Annotated in this window: 14 protein-coding genes and 1 pseudogene; 6 read left to right on the top strand and 9 right to left on the bottom strand. The window is 68.0% G+C overall.

What is annotated here, in order from left to right:
- The 4 genes from VSO01S_RS15740 to VSO01S_RS15725 all read right to left on the bottom strand — a co-directional run.
- The coding region (locus tag VSO01S_RS15740; RefSeq protein WP_153305279.1) for a porin at positions 1-531 on the bottom strand (531 nt) is incomplete at its 3' end.
- Positions 532-580: 49 nt separating this feature from the next.
- Entirely contained in the window at positions 581-1,846 is a 1,266-nt protein-coding gene (locus tag VSO01S_RS15735) for an MFS transporter (protein WP_084241904.1), read from the bottom strand.
- Between the two features lie 40 nt (positions 1,847-1,886).
- A complete protein-coding gene (locus VSO01S_RS15730) occupies positions 1,887-2,366 on the bottom strand; it encodes a 2,4'-dihydroxyacetophenone dioxygenase family protein (protein ID WP_068643756.1) in 480 nt (159 codons plus the stop codon).
- 49 nt (positions 2,367-2,415) lie between these two features.
- Positions 2,416-4,689: an arylsulfatase gene (locus VSO01S_RS15725; RefSeq protein WP_068643755.1), complete on the bottom strand. Its 2,274-nt coding sequence runs from the start codon at positions 4,687-4,689 to the stop codon at positions 2,416-2,418.
- A gap of 161 nt (positions 4,690-4,850) precedes the next feature.
- Here VSO01S_RS15725 and VSO01S_RS15720 point away from each other — a divergent pair, with 161 nt between their 5' ends.
- The gene (locus VSO01S_RS15720; protein ID WP_068643754.1) at positions 4,851-5,879 is read left to right on the top strand and encodes an AraC family transcriptional regulator; all 1,029 of its coding nucleotides are present in this window, start codon (positions 4,851-4,853) and stop codon (positions 5,877-5,879) included.
- Positions 5,880-5,950: 71 nt separating this feature from the next.
- On the opposite strand, the gene VSO01S_RS15715 is transcribed toward VSO01S_RS15720, so the two are convergent.
- Both VSO01S_RS15715 and VSO01S_RS26780 read right to left on the bottom strand, forming a co-directional pair.
- Positions 5,951-8,185: an arylsulfatase gene (locus VSO01S_RS15715; protein WP_218002352.1), complete on the bottom strand. Its 2,235-nt coding sequence runs from the start codon at positions 8,183-8,185 to the stop codon at positions 5,951-5,953.
- 296 nt (positions 8,186-8,481) lie between these two features.
- Positions 8,482-8,994 carry a helix-turn-helix transcriptional regulator gene (locus VSO01S_RS26780; RefSeq protein WP_084241901.1) on the bottom strand — a complete coding sequence of 171 codons (513 nt, stop codon included), beginning with the start codon at positions 8,992-8,994 and terminating at the stop codon, positions 8,482-8,484.
- Positions 8,995-9,015: 21 nt separating this feature from the next.
- Between VSO01S_RS26780 and VSO01S_RS27175 the strand changes: the two genes are divergently transcribed.
- Positions 9,016-9,174, top strand: coding sequence for a hypothetical protein (locus VSO01S_RS27175; RefSeq protein WP_153305278.1), 159 nt, complete (start codon positions 9,016-9,018; stop codon positions 9,172-9,174).
- Between the two features lie 85 nt (positions 9,175-9,259).
- The gene (locus VSO01S_RS15700; protein WP_068643750.1) at positions 9,260-10,054 is read left to right on the top strand and encodes a sulfite exporter TauE/SafE family protein; all 795 of its coding nucleotides are present in this window, start codon (positions 9,260-9,262) and stop codon (positions 10,052-10,054) included.
- Here the strand turns inward: VSO01S_RS15700 and pabB are convergent.
- Together pabB and VSO01S_RS15690 are read right to left on the bottom strand one after the other, a co-directional pair.
- Complete coding sequence (pabB, locus tag VSO01S_RS15695; RefSeq protein WP_373282901.1) at positions 10,051-11,880, bottom strand: aminodeoxychorismate synthase component I; 1,830 nt, start codon at positions 11,878-11,880, stop codon at positions 10,051-10,053. The two genes, VSO01S_RS15700 and pabB, sit on opposite strands and share 4 nt — an antisense overlap.
- A gap of 19 nt (positions 11,881-11,899) precedes the next feature.
- Complete coding sequence (locus VSO01S_RS15690) at positions 11,900-12,805, bottom strand: LysR family transcriptional regulator (protein WP_068643749.1); 906 nt, start codon at positions 12,803-12,805, stop codon at positions 11,900-11,902.
- A gap of 73 nt (positions 12,806-12,878) precedes the next feature.
- On the opposite strand from VSO01S_RS15690, the pseudogene metE reads away from it, so the two are divergent.
- From metE to VSO01S_RS15675, 3 genes and pseudogenes are all read left to right on the top strand, one after another.
- Positions 12,879-15,169 (top strand): annotated as a pseudogene (gene metE, locus VSO01S_RS15685) (5-methyltetrahydropteroyltriglutamate--homocysteine S-methyltransferase).
- Between the two features lie 52 nt (positions 15,170-15,221).
- Entirely contained in the window at positions 15,222-15,704 is a 483-nt protein-coding gene (gene nikR, locus VSO01S_RS15680; protein WP_068643760.1) for a nickel-responsive transcriptional regulator NikR, read from the top strand.
- 122 nt (positions 15,705-15,826) lie between these two features.
- The gene (locus VSO01S_RS15675; protein WP_068643748.1) at positions 15,827-17,869 is read left to right on the top strand and encodes a TonB-dependent receptor; all 2,043 of its coding nucleotides are present in this window, start codon (positions 15,827-15,829) and stop codon (positions 17,867-17,869) included.
- Between the two features lie 9 nt (positions 17,870-17,878).
- Here VSO01S_RS15675 and VSO01S_RS15670 read toward each other — a convergent pair whose 3' ends face one another.
- A complete protein-coding gene (locus VSO01S_RS15670) occupies positions 17,879-20,050 on the bottom strand; it encodes a phosphocholine-specific phospholipase C (protein WP_068643747.1) in 2,172 nt (723 codons plus the stop codon).
- Positions 20,051-20,075: the final 25 nt, after the last annotated feature.

Below are 20,075 nucleotides of genomic sequence, written 5' to 3'. Positions count from 1 at the left end.
GTTGCCCGCGCGCACGTAGTTGGGGTTGGCCAGCAGCGCGTTGATGGTGCCCGCGCTGCCCGAGCCGCCCAGCAGCATGCTGATGGCGCTGGCGCCCACGCCCACCGTGCCGAAGGGGTCGAAGATGGTGTCGTTCCAGAAGGTGGGGGTGTAGTCGCGGCCCAGGCGCAGCTCGCCGAAGCGGCCCGACAGGCTCACGGTGGAGCGGCGGTTGAACATGGCCACGGGCGAGAGGGTGGCGCCGGTGTCGTTGGCAATGCCCGCCTCCAGCCAGAAGCCGGCCGCCAGGCCGCCGCCCAGGTCCTCGGTGCCGCTGAAGCCGAAGCGGCTGCCCATGAGGTTGCCGGTGGACATGGCCCACTGGCTCTGGCGCACGTTGGGCTGCACGCCGCTCGGGTCCTTGCTGCTGGTCTGGTAGTAGCTCACGGCCGCATCCATCACGCCGAACAGGCGCACGGTCGACTGGGCCGAGGCGGTTGCCGAGGCCGTGGCCGCGGCCAGGGCTGCAAGGGTGGTCAGGCTCTTCTTCATTCGAAGTTGTCTCCGGTTTTCGTAGTTTCAAAGGGAAAGGTTGGAGAGCTCAGGCGGTGCTCTGCACGACGGGGCGTGGAGCGATACCGGCCCGCACGAATACCGCGCTCGCTACCAAGGCGGCGCTCGACGCGATGCACAAGGCACTGCCCAGGCCGACGGAGTCCGACAGCACCCCGGTGCTGAAGGGTCCGAGGGCCTGCCCGAACAGGTTCTGCGCCATGGCCACGAGTGCCAGCGCCGTGGCGCGTATGCCCGGATCCGCAGCTTCTATGACCACGGCGGGTACGGCGCCGATGGAGCAGGTCGCGCAGAAGCCGCCCATCACCAGGCAAGCGCCCTGCCAACTGCCGGATGGCGCGAAGCTGAACGCGGCCACCAGGAAGCTGCCGGACAGCGCGCAACCCAGCGCGACCACCCGCAGCCGCCCGGGGCCGTCGCATCCCCAACGGTCCGCCGCATAGCCCCAAGCCACGGCCCCCAGGGCGCCCACCAGGATGACAGCCGCCGAGTACAGCGCCGCTCGATCGGTTGCCACCTGGTAGCTGCGGTGGATGTAGGTGGGCAACCAGGAATACAAGGACAGCACCACGAACAGTTGCAATGCCCCGCCTATGCACGCCCACAGCACGATCGGTATCCGGAACAGGCCGAGCCCGCTTCTCAGCGCGCCAGAGAAGGAGATCGATGCCGCGGGCGAGGCGCCGCGTGCAGGATCGCGCACCCACAGGTAGCACAGGGCCAGCACGATGCCGGGTGCGCCCACGACGCCGAAGGCTGTCTTCCAGCCGTAGTGCGTGGCCAGCCATCCGCCGAGCACGACGCCCAGGATGCCGCCCAGCACGCCCGCGGCCTGGAAGGCGCCGAACACGGCGCTGTGCAGGCGCCTGGGAAAGATGCCGCCCAGAATGGCCGCGCCGGCGGGCCCATAGCCAGCCTCGCCCAGCCCGACGGTGGCGCGCGCCGCCAGCAGCGCGCCGTAGCTGTTGGCCGCGCCGCAGGCCAGCGTCGCGCCACTCCAGACCAGCGCCATGGCCACGATGGCCTTCACCCGCCCCCATCGGTCGGCCAGCACGGCCAGCGGGATGCTGCCCAGCGCAACCGTGAGCGCCACCACCGAGGCCAGGGCGCCCAGTTGCTTGTCCGACAGCTGCCACTGAGCCTGCAGATGCGGAAACATGGCCGTCACCACCTGCCGGTCGACGAAGTCCAGCAGCATCAGGCCGAAGGTCAGAGCGAACACCAGCCACGCCCGCGCGCCGACGCGCGCGTCGTTCGAAGGGGGGCGAACGCCCGACGTTTCAAGGGCATGCATCGGCTTGTCTCCAGTGAAAATCGGTGGGCGGTCTTGCTGCTTACCGCACCTCGAAACTGCTCACGTCCACCGGTTCGACGCCGTTGGCCTCGCAGTACTGCAGGTAGCGCTGCACCATGGATTTCCAGTTCTCGATGGCCAGCACCTGGCCCTCCGGACCGATCAGGTTCCAGTCGCCGGTCACGATGTTGAGCGTGCACACCTCCTCATCGCCGACGCCGGCGGGCGTGTGCTGCGAGCCTGCGGTCTCGTAGACGAAGCTGCCTGCGCTTGCCACCCAGTCGTGCTCCAGGTACCTCCAGCTGCCGGAGAGCGTGTAGACCATCACGGTGCCGGAATGGTGGTGCTTGGGCAGCTGCATGTAGCCCGGGATCTTCAGCAGCGTGATCCATTCGCCGCTGACGGGATTGACCTTGATGAGCTTGAGGAACGCATCGTCGGCATAGGGCGTGAACGGCATCCAGGGCAGCGCGTCCACGTCGATGAGCGCGGTGTCGATTTTTTCAAAGGCGAAGGTCATGGTGTTTCCTTGAAGGGGTCGGTGGGTTCGTGAAATGAAATGGCCGGGCTCACTGCCGCTGCGGGTAGCTCACCTGCAGGTCGTGGATCACGCCGTTGAACGGGAAAGGGGCGCGGTCGAAGTAGTCCAGCACGACCGGCGAGCCCGGATCCTTGCCGACGTTGAAGGCCTCGGTGGCGGTAAACAGCATCGGCACGGTGTAGAACAGGATGGCCTCGGCCACCTTCTCCCCGTCGATGTGAAGGCTCAGGCGCCCGGGCGTGCCCAGTTGCCTGGACACCAGCGTGGTATGCACCTCGATGACATGCCGGCCGGGCGGCAGCGCCCGGGCTGCGCGCATCACGGTGCGCTTGAGCATGAGGGCGTTGTATTCGTAGACCACATGGCCGTCGGCGATGTAGAGCGACACGCCGCCCGCAATGCCGCCCAGCGCGTACAGCACGCCTTCCGCGCGTTCGTTCGTTTCCACGTCCACCCGCACCACGCTGTCGCGTGCGCGCAGGTTGGGCGCCATCACTTCCGGAACGCGCTGGTGGTCCGTGCTGAAGTGCTGGGTGCCGTCCCCGGGGCCGTCACGGTCCTCGGGATGCATCAGCGCCCACAGGCCCGCGCCCAGCGGGTAGACATGGTTGTCGCGCGCGGCTGCGTCAAAGCGCCGCTTCAGGTCTTCCAGGCGCTCGGGCTCCTTGGCGGCGAGGTCGCGGGCCTGCGAGAAGTCTTGTTCGACATGGAACAGCGCCCAGGTGTCGTTGTGCGGGTTCCAGCCCTTGTAGGGATTGTTGTCGGCCACCCACGGGGTGCGCGGTCCCCAGACGGATGCCATCCAGCCCTGGTGGAAGATTCCGCGGCTGCCCAGCACCTCGAAGTACTGCGTCTGCTTGGTGCCGGGCGCGGCGGCATCGCCGAAGGTGTAGCACATGCTCACGCCGTCCAGCGGTTCCTGCGCATGGCCGTGGACGACCTCGGGCGCGGGCACGCCGATCGCCTCGTAGATGGTGGCGGCGATGTCGTTGACGTGGTGGAACTGCGGGCGCACCTGCGGGTCGGGCCGGATCGCCTTGGGCCATGAGATGGCCAGCGGCACGCGCGTGCCGCCAAAGTAGCCGGCCACCAGCTTGGTGCCCTGGAACGGCGTCATGCCGGCCCAGCCCCAGGCCGCGTGGTAGTGGTTGTCGAACCGGGCGCTGCCCAGTGCATCCAGTCCACCCAGTTTGTCCAGCAGCGCCATGTGCTGCGCGGGCCGGTTGGGAATGCCGTTCTGCGCATTGAGTTCGGCCAGCGTGCCAGTCATGCCTTCTGCGGATGAGCCGTTGTCGGAGAACACATAGAAGATCAGCGTGTTGTCGCGCAGGCCCTGGCGCTCCAGCTCGTCCACCAGCTTGCCGGCCTGCACATCGGTGTGCTCCAGGAAACCGGCGAACACTTCCATCAGGCGCGCCTGGAAGCGGCGCTCCTTCTCGCTCAGGCTGTCCCACGCCGGCAGGCCGGCATGGCGTGGCGTGATCTGCGCATCGGCAGGAATGAAGCCCATGGCCTTCTGCCGGGCGAACACCTTCTCGCGATAGGCGTCCCAGCCGTCGTCGAACTGCCCCTTGTACTTGTCCGACCATTCCTTGAACACATGGTGCGGCGCATGCACTGCGCCGGGCGTCCAGTACAGGAAGAAGGGGTCGGCCGGCGCATGGGTCTGGCGCTCGCGCAGCCAGCGGATCGCGTCGGCCGCCAGGTCTTCGGTCAGGTGATAGGCGGGGTCTCGCGGCGGCTCCACCGGCGTGGTGTTGCGGTACAGGCGCGGCTCGTACTGGGAGGTTTCGCCGCCGATGAAGCCATAGAAGTAATCGAAGCCATGGCCGGTGGGCCAGCGGTCGAACGGGCCCATCGACGTGGTCGCCGAGACCGGTGTGTTGTGCCACTTGCCGAATGCCGCGGTGCGGTAGCCATGCGCCTGCAGCACCTCGGCGATGGTGGCGCAGCTCTTGGGAATCTCGGCGGTGTAGCCGTCCCAGTCGCTGGCGAACTCGGCAATGATGCCGTTGCCTACGCGGTGGTGGTTGCGCCCCGTCAGCAGTGCCGCGCGGGTGGCCGAACAGACGGCGGTGGTGTGGAAGGCGTTGTAGCGCACGCCGCTGTCTGCAACGCGCGTGAGCGTGGGCGTATGGATCGGCCCGCCAACCGTATCGGCCTGCGCATACCCGGCGTCGTCCAGCATGATGATGACCACGTTGGGCGCATCGGCCTTGCGCACCATGGGCCGCGTGCGCTTGCCGTAGACGGACTCCTGCAGGCTCACACCCACGCGGGCCGGCGAAGCCGGATGGGGCAAGGGGAGCACGCTTCCCGCAGGCCGGGTCTCGGATGTCGTCATTGGAAATGCCACTCTGGTTCTGTGAAACGTCGGGTGGATTCTTCAGGGACCCCGGCCTTTGCGCTTAACCTGGCGTTGCATGCATTTACCATTACGTCGCATGCGGAGGGGCATTTACCATGACGACGTTCTTCATTCGCGCAGCCGCCGTGAGCCATTACCCCGCGATTGCCCGGCGGCATGGGCTGGACGCGGGGCGCATGCTCGCCCGGGCCGGAATCCCGCGCGAATGCCTGCACGATCCGGAGTTGCTCATTCCCATGGAGCGGGCGTACGGCCTGCTCGAAGACTCGGTGCAGGCCAGCGGCGTGCGCAGCTTCGGCCTGGAAATGGGCGAGGCCAACCAGCTTTCCACCCTGGGCCTGCTCGGCCTCATTCTTCGCGAGGAGTCCACGCTGCGGGATGCCGTGCAAACGTTGATCCACTACCGGAAGCTGCACAACGAATCGCTGGTGCTGCGGCTGGAAGAGAGCTCGGACGACGCCGTCCTTCACATGGAATTTGCCGGGCCGGGCGCGGGAGGCATCCAACAGGCGGTCGAGCAGGGACTGGCCATGCTGGTGCGTTCCCTGCGCAGCCTGATGCCGGGGTGGCAGCCGAAATGGCTGGGCCTGATGCATGGGCAACTCGGCCCGAGCGAGGTCTACCAGCGCGTGCTCGCGGCACCCGTGCATTTCAACGCGGACTTCAACGGGGCCGTGTTCGACGCCCGCACCCTGGACCAGCACCTGAAGTCGACCGACCCCGCCATGGTGCGGCAAGCCAGGGCCCAGTTGGACCAGCTCCTGGCCGCGCGCGGTGCGACCTGCACGCGCGACCGGGTGCGTGAACTGGCCATGGTCCTGCTGCCGATCGGACGCTGCTCGATCGACCAGGTCGCGATGCATCTGGGCGTGCACCGCAGCACCCTGCACCGTCAACTGGTGGACGAGGGAAGCGGGTTCGGCGAGATCCTGGAGCAGGTTCGCAAGCACATGGCGACGCAACTCATCGCCTCGTCGCAGCACAGCTTCATGCAGATTTCCGAGATGCTGGGGTTCTCTTCACAACCCGCCTTTTCCCGTTGGCACAGGCGCAGCTTCGGTGAGACCGCACAAGCACACCGACAACGCGCGAACCCGCGACGAAGCCGTGCTACTGCGGCCTGACGCGCGCGCCGTCGCCGTTGCCTTCGATGTAGACGCGCGACGTGCGAGGTTCAGGTTTGCAGCCGCCATCTTCAGAGATACCGGATCGTTACCAGGCCGATACGGCCGTTGAACTTGAATGGCGCGCGGTCGAAGTAGGCCTGCGAGACGGGCGAGTAGCTGTCCATGCCCACGTCGAAGGCATCGTTGGCCGTGAAGGTCAGCGGCGCGGTCACCGGCACGCGGCCCTTGGCAATTTCCTGGCCATTGGCGCGGATGACGACGTCCATGGGGCCGGCGCGCTGGCCCTGCGCCACGCGCGACTCGACCTCGATCTTCACCTTGCCGGTGGGCAGCGCCCCTTGCGCATCGATGCGCGTGCGCTGGATCTCGAAGAGGTTGTACTCGTAGCTCAGCCTGCCCTTGTCCACCCACAGCGACAGCCCGCCCGAGAAGGCGCCCAGCGCGTAGAGCACGCCCGCGGAGTCCGGCTTGAGCTCGACCTCCATGGTGACCAGGCTGCTGCGTGCACCGACCTTCGGTCCGGCGAATTCCGGAATGCCCACCACGTCCTGGGTGTAGCTGAACTCGGTGGCTGGGTTGCTTGGCGCGTACTGCGGGTGCAGGACCGACCACAGTCCGCCGCCGACCGGGTCGACCCGGTTTTCCTTCGCCTGCACGCCGAAGGCCTGCGTCAACTCCTGCACCTTCCGGGGGTTCTTCGCCGCAACGTCCACAGCCTGCGAGAAGTCGGTGCGCAGGTCGTACAGCTCCCACGTGTCCTGATCGGGCGACCAGGTCGCGATGCTCTTGGGCAGGCCCGGCACCCACGGAACGCGCGGACCGAACACCGAGGCCATCCACCCGTCCTGGTAGATGCCGCGGCTGCCCATGATTTCAAAGTACTGCGTCTTCTTGCGTGCTGGGGCGCTGGCATCGGCAAAGGTGTAGCGCATGCTCACGCCGTCAAGCGGGTCCTGGGTCACGCCATCCACCAGCTTGGGTGCCTGGATGCCGGCGACGTCGTAGATCGTGGGCACGATGTCGTTGACGTGGTGGAACTGTGTTCGGGTCACCGCATCAGGCTTGATGACCTTCGGCCAGGACACCGCCATCGGCGTGCGCGTACCGCCGAAGTGCGAGGCCACCAGCTTGGTGGCCTGGAACGGCGTGCTGCCGGCCCAGGCCCACCCTGCGTGGTACATGTTGTCCACCTTGTTGCTGCCCAGCACGTCCAGGCCGCCGAGTTCGTTCAGCGCGCGGATGTGGTCCTTGATCTGGGTGGGAATGCCGTTTTGCGCCAGCAGTTCGCTGATGGTGCCGTTCTGGCCCTCGGCGGACGAGCCGTTGTCTCCCCAGATGTAGAACACCAGGGTGTTCTCGCGGATGCCCAGGCGCTCCAGTTCGTCGATGAGACGCCCCGCCTGCGTGTCGGCATGCTCGGTCATGCCGGCAAAGACTTCCATCAGGCGGCGCTGGAAGGGCTTCTCGTCTTCGGGAATGTCCTTCCACGCGGTCAGCGTGGCTGGCCGCGGCGTCAGCTGCGTGTCCTTCGGAATCCAGCCCAGGGCCTTCTGGCGCGCGAAGATGCGCTCGCGCATGGCGTCCCAGCCGTCGTCGAAGCGGCCTTTGTACTTGTCGGCCCACTCCTTGAAGATGTGATGCGGCCCGTGCGAGGCGCCCGGCGCCCAGTACATGAAGAACGGCGAGCCGGGATCCACCGCCTGCTGCTGGCGCATCCAGGTGATGGCCTTGTCGGTCATGTCCACGGTGAAGTGGTAACCCTCGCGGCGGGGCGCGGGCAGCCGCACGGTGTTCTCGACCACCGCCGGCTCCCACTGCGAGGACTCCCCCGCGAGGAAGCCGTAGAAGTAGTCGAAGCCCACCAGCCGGCCCGTGGGCCACAGGTCGAAGGGGCCTTGCTGGGTCGTCTCCTCGGCGGGCGTGTTGTGCCACTTGCCGAAAGCAGCCGTCTTGTAGCCGTAGTAGCCCAGCACCTTTGCGCCGGTGGCCGTGGTGGGCGGAAGGCGGCCGGTGTAGCCATCCCAGTCGTTGGCCAGTTCGGCGATCTGGCCGAAGCCCACGCGGTGGTGGTTGCGCCCCGTGAGCAGCGCCGCGCGCGTGGGCGAGCACATCGCGGCGTTGTGGAAGCGGTTGTACGAGATGCCGCTCTTGGACACGCGCGTCAGCGTAGGCGTGCGGATGTCGCCGCCATGGGTCTCGGGCAGCGCCGGACCGACGTCGTCGAGCATGATCACCAGCACGTTGGGCGTGCCCTTGGGCAGGCGCTGCACGGCGGGCAGCGGCTTGTACACAGACGACTGCATCGTCACCCCCGCCGTGCTGCCGGATTTCTTCGGTGGGAAAGGCAGGCTGTCCTGGGCGTGGGCCAGGGCCGCGACCGAGAAAACACCCAAGGCGGCAACGAAGCGCCCGTACCTCTCGAACCTCCGGGTTTGCGCGCGGCACGCGCCGCGCATCCACTCGACGAGTCTCTCCATTCATTCACCCCTCTATTGCACCTGCCGCTTGTTGTTCTTGGCCCCTGATGGAGGCCTGCGGCACGGTTGCTCCCCGCTACGGCGCGAAGGCTAGGGGGAACCGGATCGAACCACCACTCATTTCACGCCACGGAGGATCGAAAGTCGTGCGGCGCCATTCCCGCGGCCTTGCGGAATGCGCGGGCGAAGTTGGCAGGGCTCGAGTAGCCGAACTCCATCGAGATCTGCGTGATCGACGCGCCGGAGCCGCGCAGCAGTTCCTTGGCGCGCTGCATGCGAATGAGGTTGACGAGTTCGCGGAAGTCGGCGCCGCAGTCGCGATGGAGCATGCGCTGCAGGGTCCGCACGCTGGTGCCGAGCGCCCGCGCGGTGCTGTCGATCGACACATTTCCAGTCACGACCTGCGCCCTGATCTGCGCGCCGACCACGCCCCGGAAGGTGTGGAGGCCGTCCGCCTCTTGCAGGCCCCGGCCCACATCCTCGATCGTGACCAGGCGCGGCTCAGGTGCGGCTCCCTGGCCCGGCAGTCCATCAGGCGTGCATCGAAGCAGAGCCTGACGGCGCCCGCCTCGAAGTGGACCGGACATCGATACACATCTTCGAAGTCGACCATGGTGGCCTGCGGGATGAAGCATTCGTGGCCCTCCAGCAGTTCGATGTCCATCATGATCGCCTGCTTGGCCTGCCTCAGGACCTTCTCGCCAAATGAATGCCTGACCAGCGCCGAGATGCCGGCGATCGCCGTGGCCGAGATCATCGGAGTCGCAGGGCCTGCGGCGTGCGGCAGCGAGCGCCGCAGCCCCAGCGCGAAATGAGTGGCACCTTGTTTCACTTGCGCGCGGTTACTGCAGACATCACCCGTGAGGGGGACCGTCGACGGGCGTCGTCGATACTCCCCGGATGACCTGGATCGCGGCTTACTTTGCAACGGGCGCCTTCATCGGCTTTCTGGCCGGCTTGCTCGGCATCGGCGGCGGCATGACGCTGGTCCCCGTCCTGGCGGCGATGTTCACTGCGCAGCAGTTCGCGCCGGACCATGTGGTGCATCTGGCGCTGGGAACCGGCATGGCGTCGATCATGTTCACTTCCAGCGCCAGCGTGCGCGCGCACCATCGGCTGGGCGGCGTCGACTGGTCGCTGGTGCGCCGCGTGGGGCCGGCCATGATGGTGGGGGCCCTGCTGGCCACGGCGCTGTCGGCATGGATCTCGCAGCGCGCCCTCGCGCTGGCCTTCAGCGCCATCGTCTATGCCGGCGCCACGCAGATCCTGCTGGGCCGCAAGCCGTCCGCCGCGCGGGGCTTGCCCGGCACGCCGGCGCTGGTCGCCATCGGTCTTGTCATCGGCGTGGTCTGCGGCCTGGTCTCGGCGGGCGGGGCCTTCCTCACCGTGCCGTTCATGCTGTTCTGCGGTGTGTCCATCACCACCGCCATCGGCACAGGCGCGGCACTGGGCGTCCCGGTGGCCGTGATGGGCACGCTCGGCTATGTGTTCAGCGGCTGGCATGTCGCGGGGCTTCCGCCCCTGTCCGCCGGCTTCGTGTACGGCCCCGCACTCGTCGGCCTGGTGGCGGGCAGCGTATTGACGGCGCCTCTGGGCGCCAGAACCGCCCACCGGCTGCCCGTCAGCATCCTGCGAAGGGTCTTCGCCTGCCTGCTGTACGTGCTGGCGACGAAGATGCTGTGGACTTACCTCTAGGCTTCGTCCCCTGCAGCCGGTGCATCGATTACGGCGGCATCGATCCATCCGCGCAGGCTGTTGATGAAGGCCACTGCACTGGCCCGGCCCAGGTCTTCGCGGCGGATCACGGCTTCGGCCAGCTTGCCGTCCTGCAGCAGGCGGCCCCGCTCGATGCCGGGCAGCAATCCACTGCTGCCTGATGGCGTCACCCAGCGCCCGTCGATCAGCAAGGCGACATTGCCGCGCGTGCACTCGGTGATTTCGCCGCGCTCGTTCCACAGCAGCGTGTCGAACACCTCGGGGTCCGCGGGCGCGAACGCCTCGTAGTGGCCGCGGCGCGTGGTCTTGAAGCGGACGAACTCGCTGTCGGCTTCCTCGATGGGCCGGCGTGCGAGCTGCAGGGTCACCCGCGCGGGTGAAGCCGGCAGCGCAAAGGCCTGCGCCTCGAACCGGCCGGTGGCGTGCAGCAGCAGCCGCACCCGCCACGCACCGCGCGCATTCGCGTGGGCGATGCGTTGAAGGCTGCGCTCGCCCTCCTCCAGGTCGAGGCGGTAGCCGAAGTGGGCCGCCGCATCCGCCATCCGCTGCAGGTGCAGGGCGAGGTTGTGGAACGTGCCGTCCTGCAGCCGCAGGGTTTCGAGAATCTGGAAAGGTGCGCTGGCCCGCATGAGAAAAGCCCGTTTGTTGCGCCATTCTGCCCACTCGCCTTGCGCATGGGCGTCGATGGTCACGCCGCTGCCGATGCCGCAGGCCAGGCCCTCGCTGCCCACCGTGACGGTGCGGATCGGAACATTGAAGGTGGCGGCGCCGCCGGGCCGCACGATGCCCACGGCGCCGCAGTACACGCCGCGCGCCTCGGGCTCCAGCGCGCGGATCATGCGCATGGCGCTGAGCTTGGGCGCGCCGGTGACCGACCCGCACGGGAACAGCGCGCCGAACACCTCCGCCAGCGTGGTGCCGCTGCGCGTGCGCGCCTGCACATCGGAAGTCATCTGCCACACGGTCGGCCAGGCCGCCACGTCGAACAAGCGCTCCACGCGCACCGAGAACGGCTGCGAAATGCGGGACAGGTCGTTGCGCAGCAGGTCGACGATCATGACGTTCTCGGCGCGCTCCTTGACGCTGGAGCGCAGGGCCTCGGCCGCCGCCGCATCGGCCGCCGGCGTGGCCCCGCGGGCTGCGGTGCCCTTCATGGGCCGCGTGAGGATGTGCCCGTCCTGCCAGTGGAAGAACAGCTCCGGCGACACCGAGGCCACCTGCTGCGCGCCCGTGTCGATCCACGCGGCATAGGCCCGGGGCTGGGCACGGCAGAGCGCGGCGAACAGGCGCAGCGACTCCTGCCGCTGCACGCCTGCATCGGAGGCCTGCCGCTGCGCACGGATGCTGGCCGTGAAGTTGACCTGGTAGACGTCGCCCCGCTCGATGGCGTCGTGGATGCGCGAGATGGCCCGGTCGAACTGCGGGCGATCCAGGCGCGAGTGCCATTCGAGCGGCTCGCGCGCACCGTCCGCGTCGCTGTCGGCCATGTCTGGCCAGGGGTGGGCCTCGTCGTGGACCGAGAACCATGCAAGCGGCCCCTGGCCCGGATGAACCGCCATGGCCGGGTCGAAGGCCGGCGCCGCTTCGTAGCGCACATAGCCCACGCACCAGCGCCCTTGCATGGCGTGCCGGTGCACGGCATCGAGCAGAGGTACAACCTCCTCCAGCGTCGACGCCACCAGGGTCGTGCGTGCGCGGCCGAAGGCAAGGCGCATCGGCGCGGGCCCGGCGCCGAAGTCGATCAGGGCCGTCAGCGGCTCGCCGCCGGGCAGCGCGGGCGTCATCGCGTTCAATTCAATCTGCATGCTGGCAACGAACCGATGACTAGGCGCGCTTGCGCCGCGCCGGCAACGGCCCGCGCGCCAGTTCGACGAAGGCGCGCAGGTAGTCGACGTGGGTATCCGCCTCACGCGCGCCCAGGTAGATGTGCTTCTGGATGCCGCGCGGCCCCAGGCGCACCGGCGCCACGTCGATCTTGCCCGCGTACTCCTGCACCAGCCAGCGCGGAAGCGCGGCCACGGCGCGGCCGCTGGCCACCATCTGCAGCATGATGTCCGTCGTCTCGATGGTCTTGTGGCGCCTGGGGCTCACGCCCGCGGGCATGAGGAACTGGTTGTAGATGTCCAGCCGGTCGGGCTCCACCGGGTAGGTGACCAGCACTTCGCGCGTGAGCTGCTGCGGCTTGGCATAGGCGGCCTTGGCCAGCGGATGCCCCTTGGCCACCACCAGCACCTGCTCGTAGTCGAACACCGGCTCGAAGGCCAGGCCCGGCTTGAAGAGCGGGTCGGGCGTGACCAGCAGGTCGATCTCGTAGCCGAACAGCGCGCCGATGCCGCCGAACTGGAATTTCTGCTTGACGTCCACATCCACGTCCGGCCAGGCGGCCAGGTAGGGCGACACCACCTTGAGCAGCCACTGGTAGCAGGGATGGCATTCCATGCCGATGCGCAGCGTGCCGCGCTCGCCCTGCGCGAACTGCCGCAGGCGCTCCTCGGCCAGGTCCAGCTGGGGCAGCACGCGGTTCGCCACGGCCAGCAGGTACTGTCCGGCCTGCGTGAGGCGCAGGCTGCGGCCCTCGCGCAGCCAGATGTCGGTGCCCAGCTGCTGCTCCAGCTTGCGCATGCTGTGGCTCAGGGCGGACTGCGTCAGGCACAGCACGCCGGCCGCCGCGGTCAGCGAGCCCTGTTTCTCGACTTCCTGGACGATGGCCAGGTGGATGCGCTCCAGCATGTATGAACCAGTTTCATTGATACGTGAATTAAGACCATTTTACTTCATGGTCCTGCGTCCCTAGCATCGGGCGATGACCATCATTCACAACCTCGGTTCCCCCGCATCGGCGCCCGGCGCGAATTGAAGTTCGCACTGGAGTCCTACTGGAAGGGCGAATCCTCCCGCGAAGAACTCCAGGCCCTGGGCACCCAGCTGCGCCGGCGCCACTGGATCGAACAGCAAGGCCTGGACTACGTGCCGGTCGGAGACTTCTCCTTCTACGACCAGGTGCTGGACATGAGCTTCACCCTGGGCCACCTGCCGCAGCGCGTGCAGGGCTTTCATGGCGACCCGCTGGACAACTACTTCCGCGTCGCGCGCGGCCGCTCGGCCCAAGGCGCGGAAGAACACGCCGCCTGCTGCGGCGGCGTGGCCGCCGGCGAGATGACCAAGTGGTTCGACACCAACTACCACTACATCGTCCCCGAGTTCGACGCCGGCACGCAGTTCAGGCTCGATGCATCGCGCCTGCTCGACCAGCTGGCCGAAGCCCGCGCGCAGGGCGTGAAGGCCAAGCCGGTGATCCTCGGCCCGGTGACCTATCTCGCCATCGGCAAGGCCAAGGACGGCAGCGACAAGCTCGCGCTGCTGCCCCGGCTGCTGGCGGCCTATGCGCAGCTGCTCGATGCGCTGGCCGACAGCGGTGCGGCCTGGGTGCAGGTCGACGAGCCGCTGCTGGCCACCGAACTCGACGCCGACTGGCAGCATGCCTTCAACGCCGCCTACCACCAGCTCAAGAGCTGCCGCGTGAAGATCCTGCTGGCGACCTACTTCGGCCCGCTGCTGGACAACAAGTATCTGGCGGCCCACCTGCCGGTGGCGGGCCTGCACGTGGATGCCGTCGCCGGCCGCGAAGACGTGCTGCCGCTCATGAACATGCTGCCCTCACACAAGGTGCTGTCGCTGGGCGTCATCAACGGCCGCAACATCTGGAAGACCGACCTCGCCGCCGCGCTCGACTGGCTGGAGCCGCTGGCGGCGCGCCTGGGCGAGCGCCTGTGGATCGCGCCCTCGTGCTCGCTGCTGCACGTGCCGGTGGACCTGGCGAGCGAACAAAAGCTCGATGGCGAACTCAAGTCCTGGCTCGCGTTCGCGCTGCAGAAGCTGGGCGAGCTGCGCGTGCTCGGCGCCGCGCTGCGCCACGGCCGCGAGTCGGTGAAGGACCAGCTGGCGGCCAATGCCGCGGCCCATGCGGCGCGCCGCGCCTCGCCACGCGTGCACAACCCCGCCGTGCAGGCCGCCGTCGCCAAAGTCACTGCACAGCTGGGCCAGCGCCAGAGCCCCTATGCGCAGCGCGCCGCCACGCAGGCCGCGCTGCTGAAGCTGCCGCCCTACCCCACCACCACCATCGGCTCCTTCCCGCAGACCGCCGAGATCCGCCATGCCCGCAGCGAGTTCAAGGCCGGGCGCCTGGATGGGCGGGCCTACCGCGCCGCCATGCAGGCCGAGATCGAGCGCAGCGTGCGCGAGCAGGAGGCCCTGGGCCTGGACGTGCTGGTGCACGGCGAGGCCGAGCGCAACGACATGGTGGAGTACTTCGGCGAGCAGCTGGAAGGCTATGCCTTCAGCCAGTTCGGCTGGGTGCAGTCCTACGGCTCGCGCTGCGTGAAGCCGCCCATCCTGTTCGGCGACATCCGCCGCCCGCGCCCGATGACGGTGGCGTGGACCACCTTCGCGCAATCGCTGACCGCCCGGCCGATGAAGGGCATGCTGACCGGGCCGGTGACCCTGCTCAACTGGTCCTTCGTGCGCGACGACCAGCCGCGCTCGCTCTCGTGCAAGCAGCTGGCGCTGGCCATCCGCCAGGAAGTGCTCGACCTGGAGAAAGCCGGCGTGCGCGTCATCCAGATCGACGAAGCCGCGCTGCGCGAAGGGTTGCCGCTGCGCAAGTCGCAATGGAAGGACTACCTGGCCTGGGCCGTCGAGAGCTTCCGCATCACCGCCAACGGCGTGCGCGACGAGACGCAGATCCACACGCACATGTGCTATTCGGAGTTCAACGACATCATCGCGTCGATTGCCGACATGGATGCCGACGTGATCACCATCGAGACTTCGCGCTCGGACATGGAACTGCTGGACGCCTTCGACAGCTTCGACTACCCCAACGAGATCGGCCCGGGCGTCTACGACATCCACTCGCCCAACATCCCCACGCAGGCGCACATCGTGCAGCTGATGAGAAAGGCGGCCGCGCGCATTCCGCCGCAGCGCCTGTGGGTCAACCCCGACTGCGGGCTGAAGACGCGCCAGTGGGCCGAGGTGATCCCGGCGCTGGCCAACATGGTCCAGGCGGCCAGGGAACTGCGCGAGGCGGCCTGAGCGCCTGCGCGCAAGCCGGTGCGACGCGTGCATGGCTGCACAATCTGCGGCCATGCAACGCTTCACCATCTCGCTGGACGATGAACTCGCCCGCCAGTTCGACGAGTTCATTGCGCAAAAGGGCTACGTCAACCGCTCGGAGGCGGTGCGGGACCTGATCCGCTCGCGCCTGGGCGGCGGGCAAGGCCCGCAGGCGAGCTCGTCCGCGGCCAGGGCGCAGTGGTGCGTTGCCAACCTGAGCTACGTCTACGACCACCGGGACCGGACGGTGACCCTGCGCGTGCTCGACCTGCAGCACCAGCATCACGACCTGGTCGTGACGACCCTGCGCACGCAGCTCGACCACGACCATTGCATGGAAACCGCGGTGCTTCGCGGACCGGTGCGGCAGGTGCGCGCACTGGCCGACCAGATGATCGCGCTCAAGGGCGTGCGGCACGGACAGGCCCACATGGTGCTGCTGGACGCCGACCACAAGCCGCACCGCCATGGCCATGGCGGCAGCGCCCACACGCACCTGAGCCCCGTCAACTGAAGAAGGCGGGCGCGTCAAAAAGTGTATGGTTCGATGACTCGATGTAAGAAGAATCGAGCAATTGTCATACACATATGTCTATAAAAGTCAAAACAGGGAAGGCGGCCGCGGCAGCAGCGGTCATGTTGTTGGGCATCAGCTGGGCGCAGGCGCAGACGGGGCACCTGCCCGAGATCGAGGTGCGCGGCCCGCGCGACGCGAGCATCGGCACGGCCAACAGTGCCAGCGAAGGCGCGGTCGAGCGCGAGTCGTACCAGTCGCGCCCCAAGCTGCGGCCGGGCGACATCGTGGAGGCGGTGCCGGGCGTGGTCGCCACGCAGCACTCCGGCGACGGCAAGGCCAACCAGTACTTCCTGCGCGGCTTCAACCTTGACCACGGCACGGACTTCGCCATGTGGGTGGGCGGCATGCCGGTCAACATGCCCACGCACGGCCACGGCCAGGGCTGGGCCGACCTGAACTTCCTCATTCCCGAGCTGGTGTCGGGCGTGAGCTACCGCAAGGGCCCGTACTTCGTCCAGAACGGCGACTTCTCCCTGGCCGGCAGCGCCTCCATGGACTACTTCAGCGCCCTGGATGCGCCCTTTGCCGAGCTGACGCTGGGCGCCGACAACTACCGCCGCCTGCTGGCGGCGGGCTCGCGCACCGTGGACGACCAGACCTGGATGGCCGCGCTGGAGTTGCAGGGCAGCGACGGCCCCTGGCAGGTGCCGGAAAACCTGCGCAAGGCCAATGCGGTGCTGCGCTACTCGCAAGGCAGCCAGTCGCGCGGTTTCAATGTGACCGGCATGGCCTACAAGAGCGACTGGACTGCCACCGACCAGGTGCCGCAGCGCCTGATCGACGCGGGCCAGCTGGACCGCTATGGCTCGCTCAATGCCTCGGACGGCGGCAACACCCGGCGCCTGAGCCTGTCGGGCCAGTGGTTCGACAAGTCGCCGCAGGGCCAGACGCAGGCCAGCGCCTATGCCATCGACTACCGGATGGACCTGTTCTCCGATTTCACCTACTTCCTGAACAACCCGCAGCTGGGCGACCAGTTCGAACAGGCGGACCGCCGCCGGGTGTTCGGCGCGCAGGCCTCGCACTCGCGCCCCAACACAATCGGCGGGCAGAGCGGCATCCTGAGCTTCGGCGCGCAGTGGCGCGGCGACCGCATCGGCAACGTGAGCCTCTACAACACCCAGCTGCGCCAGCGCCATGACACGGTGCGCGACGACAAGGTGTCGCAGGACCTGTTCTCCGTCTATGGCGAGCAGCTCGTGCAGTTCAGCGACCGCTGGCGCGGCTACCTGGGCCTGCGCGGCGACCTGCTGCGCTACGACGTGCTGGGCCGCGAGCCGGTATACGGCCCCGGCAACAGCGGCAACGGCAGCGACTCGATCCTCACGCCCAAGGCCGGCCTGGTCTTCACGGTGACGCCCGAGCAGGAGCTGTACCTGAACGCAGGCACCGGCTACCACAGCAACGACGTGCGCGGCGCCACCATCACCGTCGATCCGCAAAGCGGACTGCCGGCCGAGCGCGTGCCGGCGCTGGTGAAGGGGCGCGGCGCGGAAGCGGGCTGGCGCTACTCGCCCGGCGAGCAGCTCAGCCTGACCACCGCGCTGTGGATGCTCGACCTCGATTCCGAACTGGTCTACCTGGGCGACGCCGGCACGACCGAAGCCGGACGGCCCAGCGCGCGCCGCGGCATCGAAGCCACGCTGCGCTGGGCGCCCTCCTCCCAATGGCGCTTCGAGCTCGACGGCGCGCTGTCGCGGGCGCGCTTTCGCGGCCAGGCGCCCGAAGGCGGAGGCAACCACATCGACAACGCGATCGAGACCGCCGTATCAGCCGGCGTGATCTGGACCCGCGGCCCCTTGATGGCCACGCTGCGCCTGCGCTACATGGGCCCGCGCGCGCTGGACACGACCAACACCGTGCGCTCCAGCGCCACCACCCTGCTCAATTTCGGCTCGCGCTATGCCGTGAACAAGCACCTGACCCTGGGGCTGGACGTGTTCAACCTGGCGGGCAGCCAGGGCAACGACATCGAGTACTACTACGCCTCCTGCACCGCCGGCGAAGTGGCCAGCGGCGCCTGCGGCAGCGGCATCGACGACCGGCACATCCACCCGATGGAGCCGCGCACCGTGCGCGTCAACGCACGGTGGACTTTCTGACGACGGCCGTCAGACGGGCTGCCCGAAGGCCAGATCGCTCACCGAGTGGCGGCCGGTCTCGATGCGCCCGGCGATGCGGCGCAGGTACGACGGATCGGCATCGCAGGTGATCTCGAAGTCGTACCACTGGCCGCTGGCATCCAGGTTCCAGCGCTTCTCGACGTCCTCGCCGCCCTTGACCTTGAGCTTCCACGGGCCGTCGTCGCGGTAGGCCTTGGCCGTGACGGTGAACACGCAGTCGCGGCCGCCGTCGTTGCGCAGCTTCAGGTGCAGGTCGCCCTGCCTGGCATGGTAGCCCACGCGCACTTCAGGCTGCGGCGCGTTGCCGGCACGCGCCTGGTTCAGGTCGCCCTTGAAGTGGCGATGGAAGCCGTTGGGGCCCAGCACCCACAGGTCGTACTTGCCGGCATCGGCAAAGGTGTCCCAGTCGTCGTCCAGCTTCTCGCCGGCCTCCACCGCATAGCGGCGGGGCAGCCTGTCCAGGTGCAGCTTGTCGTAGACGTGGAAGACGGCGCCGGCCTCGCCGCCATTGGCGAACACGAGGCGCACCACACCCTGGCGCTCGCGCGTGCGGCTGCTCACGTGAAGTTCGTAAGGCAAGGCGCGCGACGGGCGGATGCCGGCCTCCTGCACCGGCAGCATCGGGTTGGCCGGCGGCAGGATCTTGGGCATCAGCTGCTGGTCGGCGCGCAGCTGGTCGGCCTGCGACTTCGTCTTGCGGCCGGCTAGCGTGGGCAGCGGCTCGTTGTTCGGGTTGGCGAAGTTGAAGGCGCTGGTGAGGTCGCCGCACACCGCACGGCGGAAGCGCCCGATGTTGGGCTCCTTCACACCGAAGCGCTTCTCGATGAAGCGGATCACGGAGGTGTGGTCGAAGGCCTCGGAGTTCACCCAGCCGCCGCGGCTCCAGGGCGAGATCACGTACATGGGCACGCGCACGCCGGGGCCGTACACGCGTCCGTCGGGCAGCGGCTGGCTCTTGGTGCCTGGCGGCTTGGGGTGGTTGAAGTACTCGTAGGCCAGCTCGTCCGCGGGCACCGTGGTCTTGCCCGCCGGCGTGCCGTCGGGGTTGAGGGACGGCGCGGCCGGCGACGGCACGTGGTCGAAGTAGCCGTCGTTCTCGTCGAAGTTCACGATCAGCACCGTCTTGCTCCACACCTCGGGCACGGCGGTGAGCGCGTCGAGCGCTTCCTGCACGTACCAGGCGCCCTGCACCGGGCTCGACGGTCCGGGGTGTTCCGAGTAGGCGGCCGGCGCCACGATCCACGACACCTGCGGCAGCTTGCCGTTCTTGATGTCGTTGCGAAAGCTCTCGAAGAAGCCGCCGTCGGGCATGGTGTTGGCAATGCCCTTGTACAGCGGATTGCCCGCGTTGTCGCTGGCCGGGTCGTAAGCGGGCGATGCGGCCGAGTTGCTCACCGGCTTGCCCGAGGCCTCGTTGGCCAGGCGGTACTGCTTGAAGCCGGCCAGCGAGTTGTCGCCGAAGTTGTCGGGCATCCACTGGTAGACGATCCAGCTGACCTTGGCTTCTTCCAGGCGCTCGGGGTAGGTCTTCCACTCGTAGCCCTGGGTCGAGGGGCCGATCTCGTCCCACTCGTTGTTCACCGTGGCCACGCCCGCGCCCTTGGGGCCGTTGCAGCCGGTCCACAGGAACATGCGGTTGGAGTTGGTGCCGGTGTGCATGGCGCAGTGGTAGGCATCGCACAGCGTGAAGGCATTGGCCAGCGCCCACTGGAAGGGAATCTCCGGCTGCTTGAAGTAGCCCATCGAGGCGGGCGTCTTGTAGCGCACCCACTGCTCGATGCGGCCGCCGTCCCACGCGGCCTGCCCGTCGGACCAGGAATGCGGCGTGCCCGAAAAGCGCTGCGCATTGCCGGTGCTCTGGTCCAGGTGGTAGGGCAGCACGCTCTTGCCGGTGGCATCGCTTTGCTGCCACACGCTGCGCCCGCCCGGCAGCGGGATGGTGAAGCGGTCGCCGAAGCCGCGCACGCCGCGCAGCGTGCCGAAGTAATGGTCGAAGGAGCGGTTCTCCTGCATCAGGATGACGATGTGCTCCACGTCGCGGATGGTGCCGGTCTTGTTGTGCGCCGGAATGGACAGGGCACGCTGGATGCTGGGCGGAAATGCGGCCAGGGCCGCGGCGGCCATGCCGGTGTTCTGAAGGAATTGGCGTCGGTTGGTCATGGGGTCTTCTCCTCGTCTACGTGCG

The organism is Variovorax soli NBRC 106424 (genome assembly GCF_001591385.1).
Lineage (GTDB): Bacteria > Pseudomonadota > Gammaproteobacteria > Burkholderiales > Burkholderiaceae_C > Variovorax > Variovorax soli.
The sequence above is the reverse complement of the archived record's forward strand: the minus strand, read 5'-3'. Positions and strand labels throughout refer to the sequence as shown.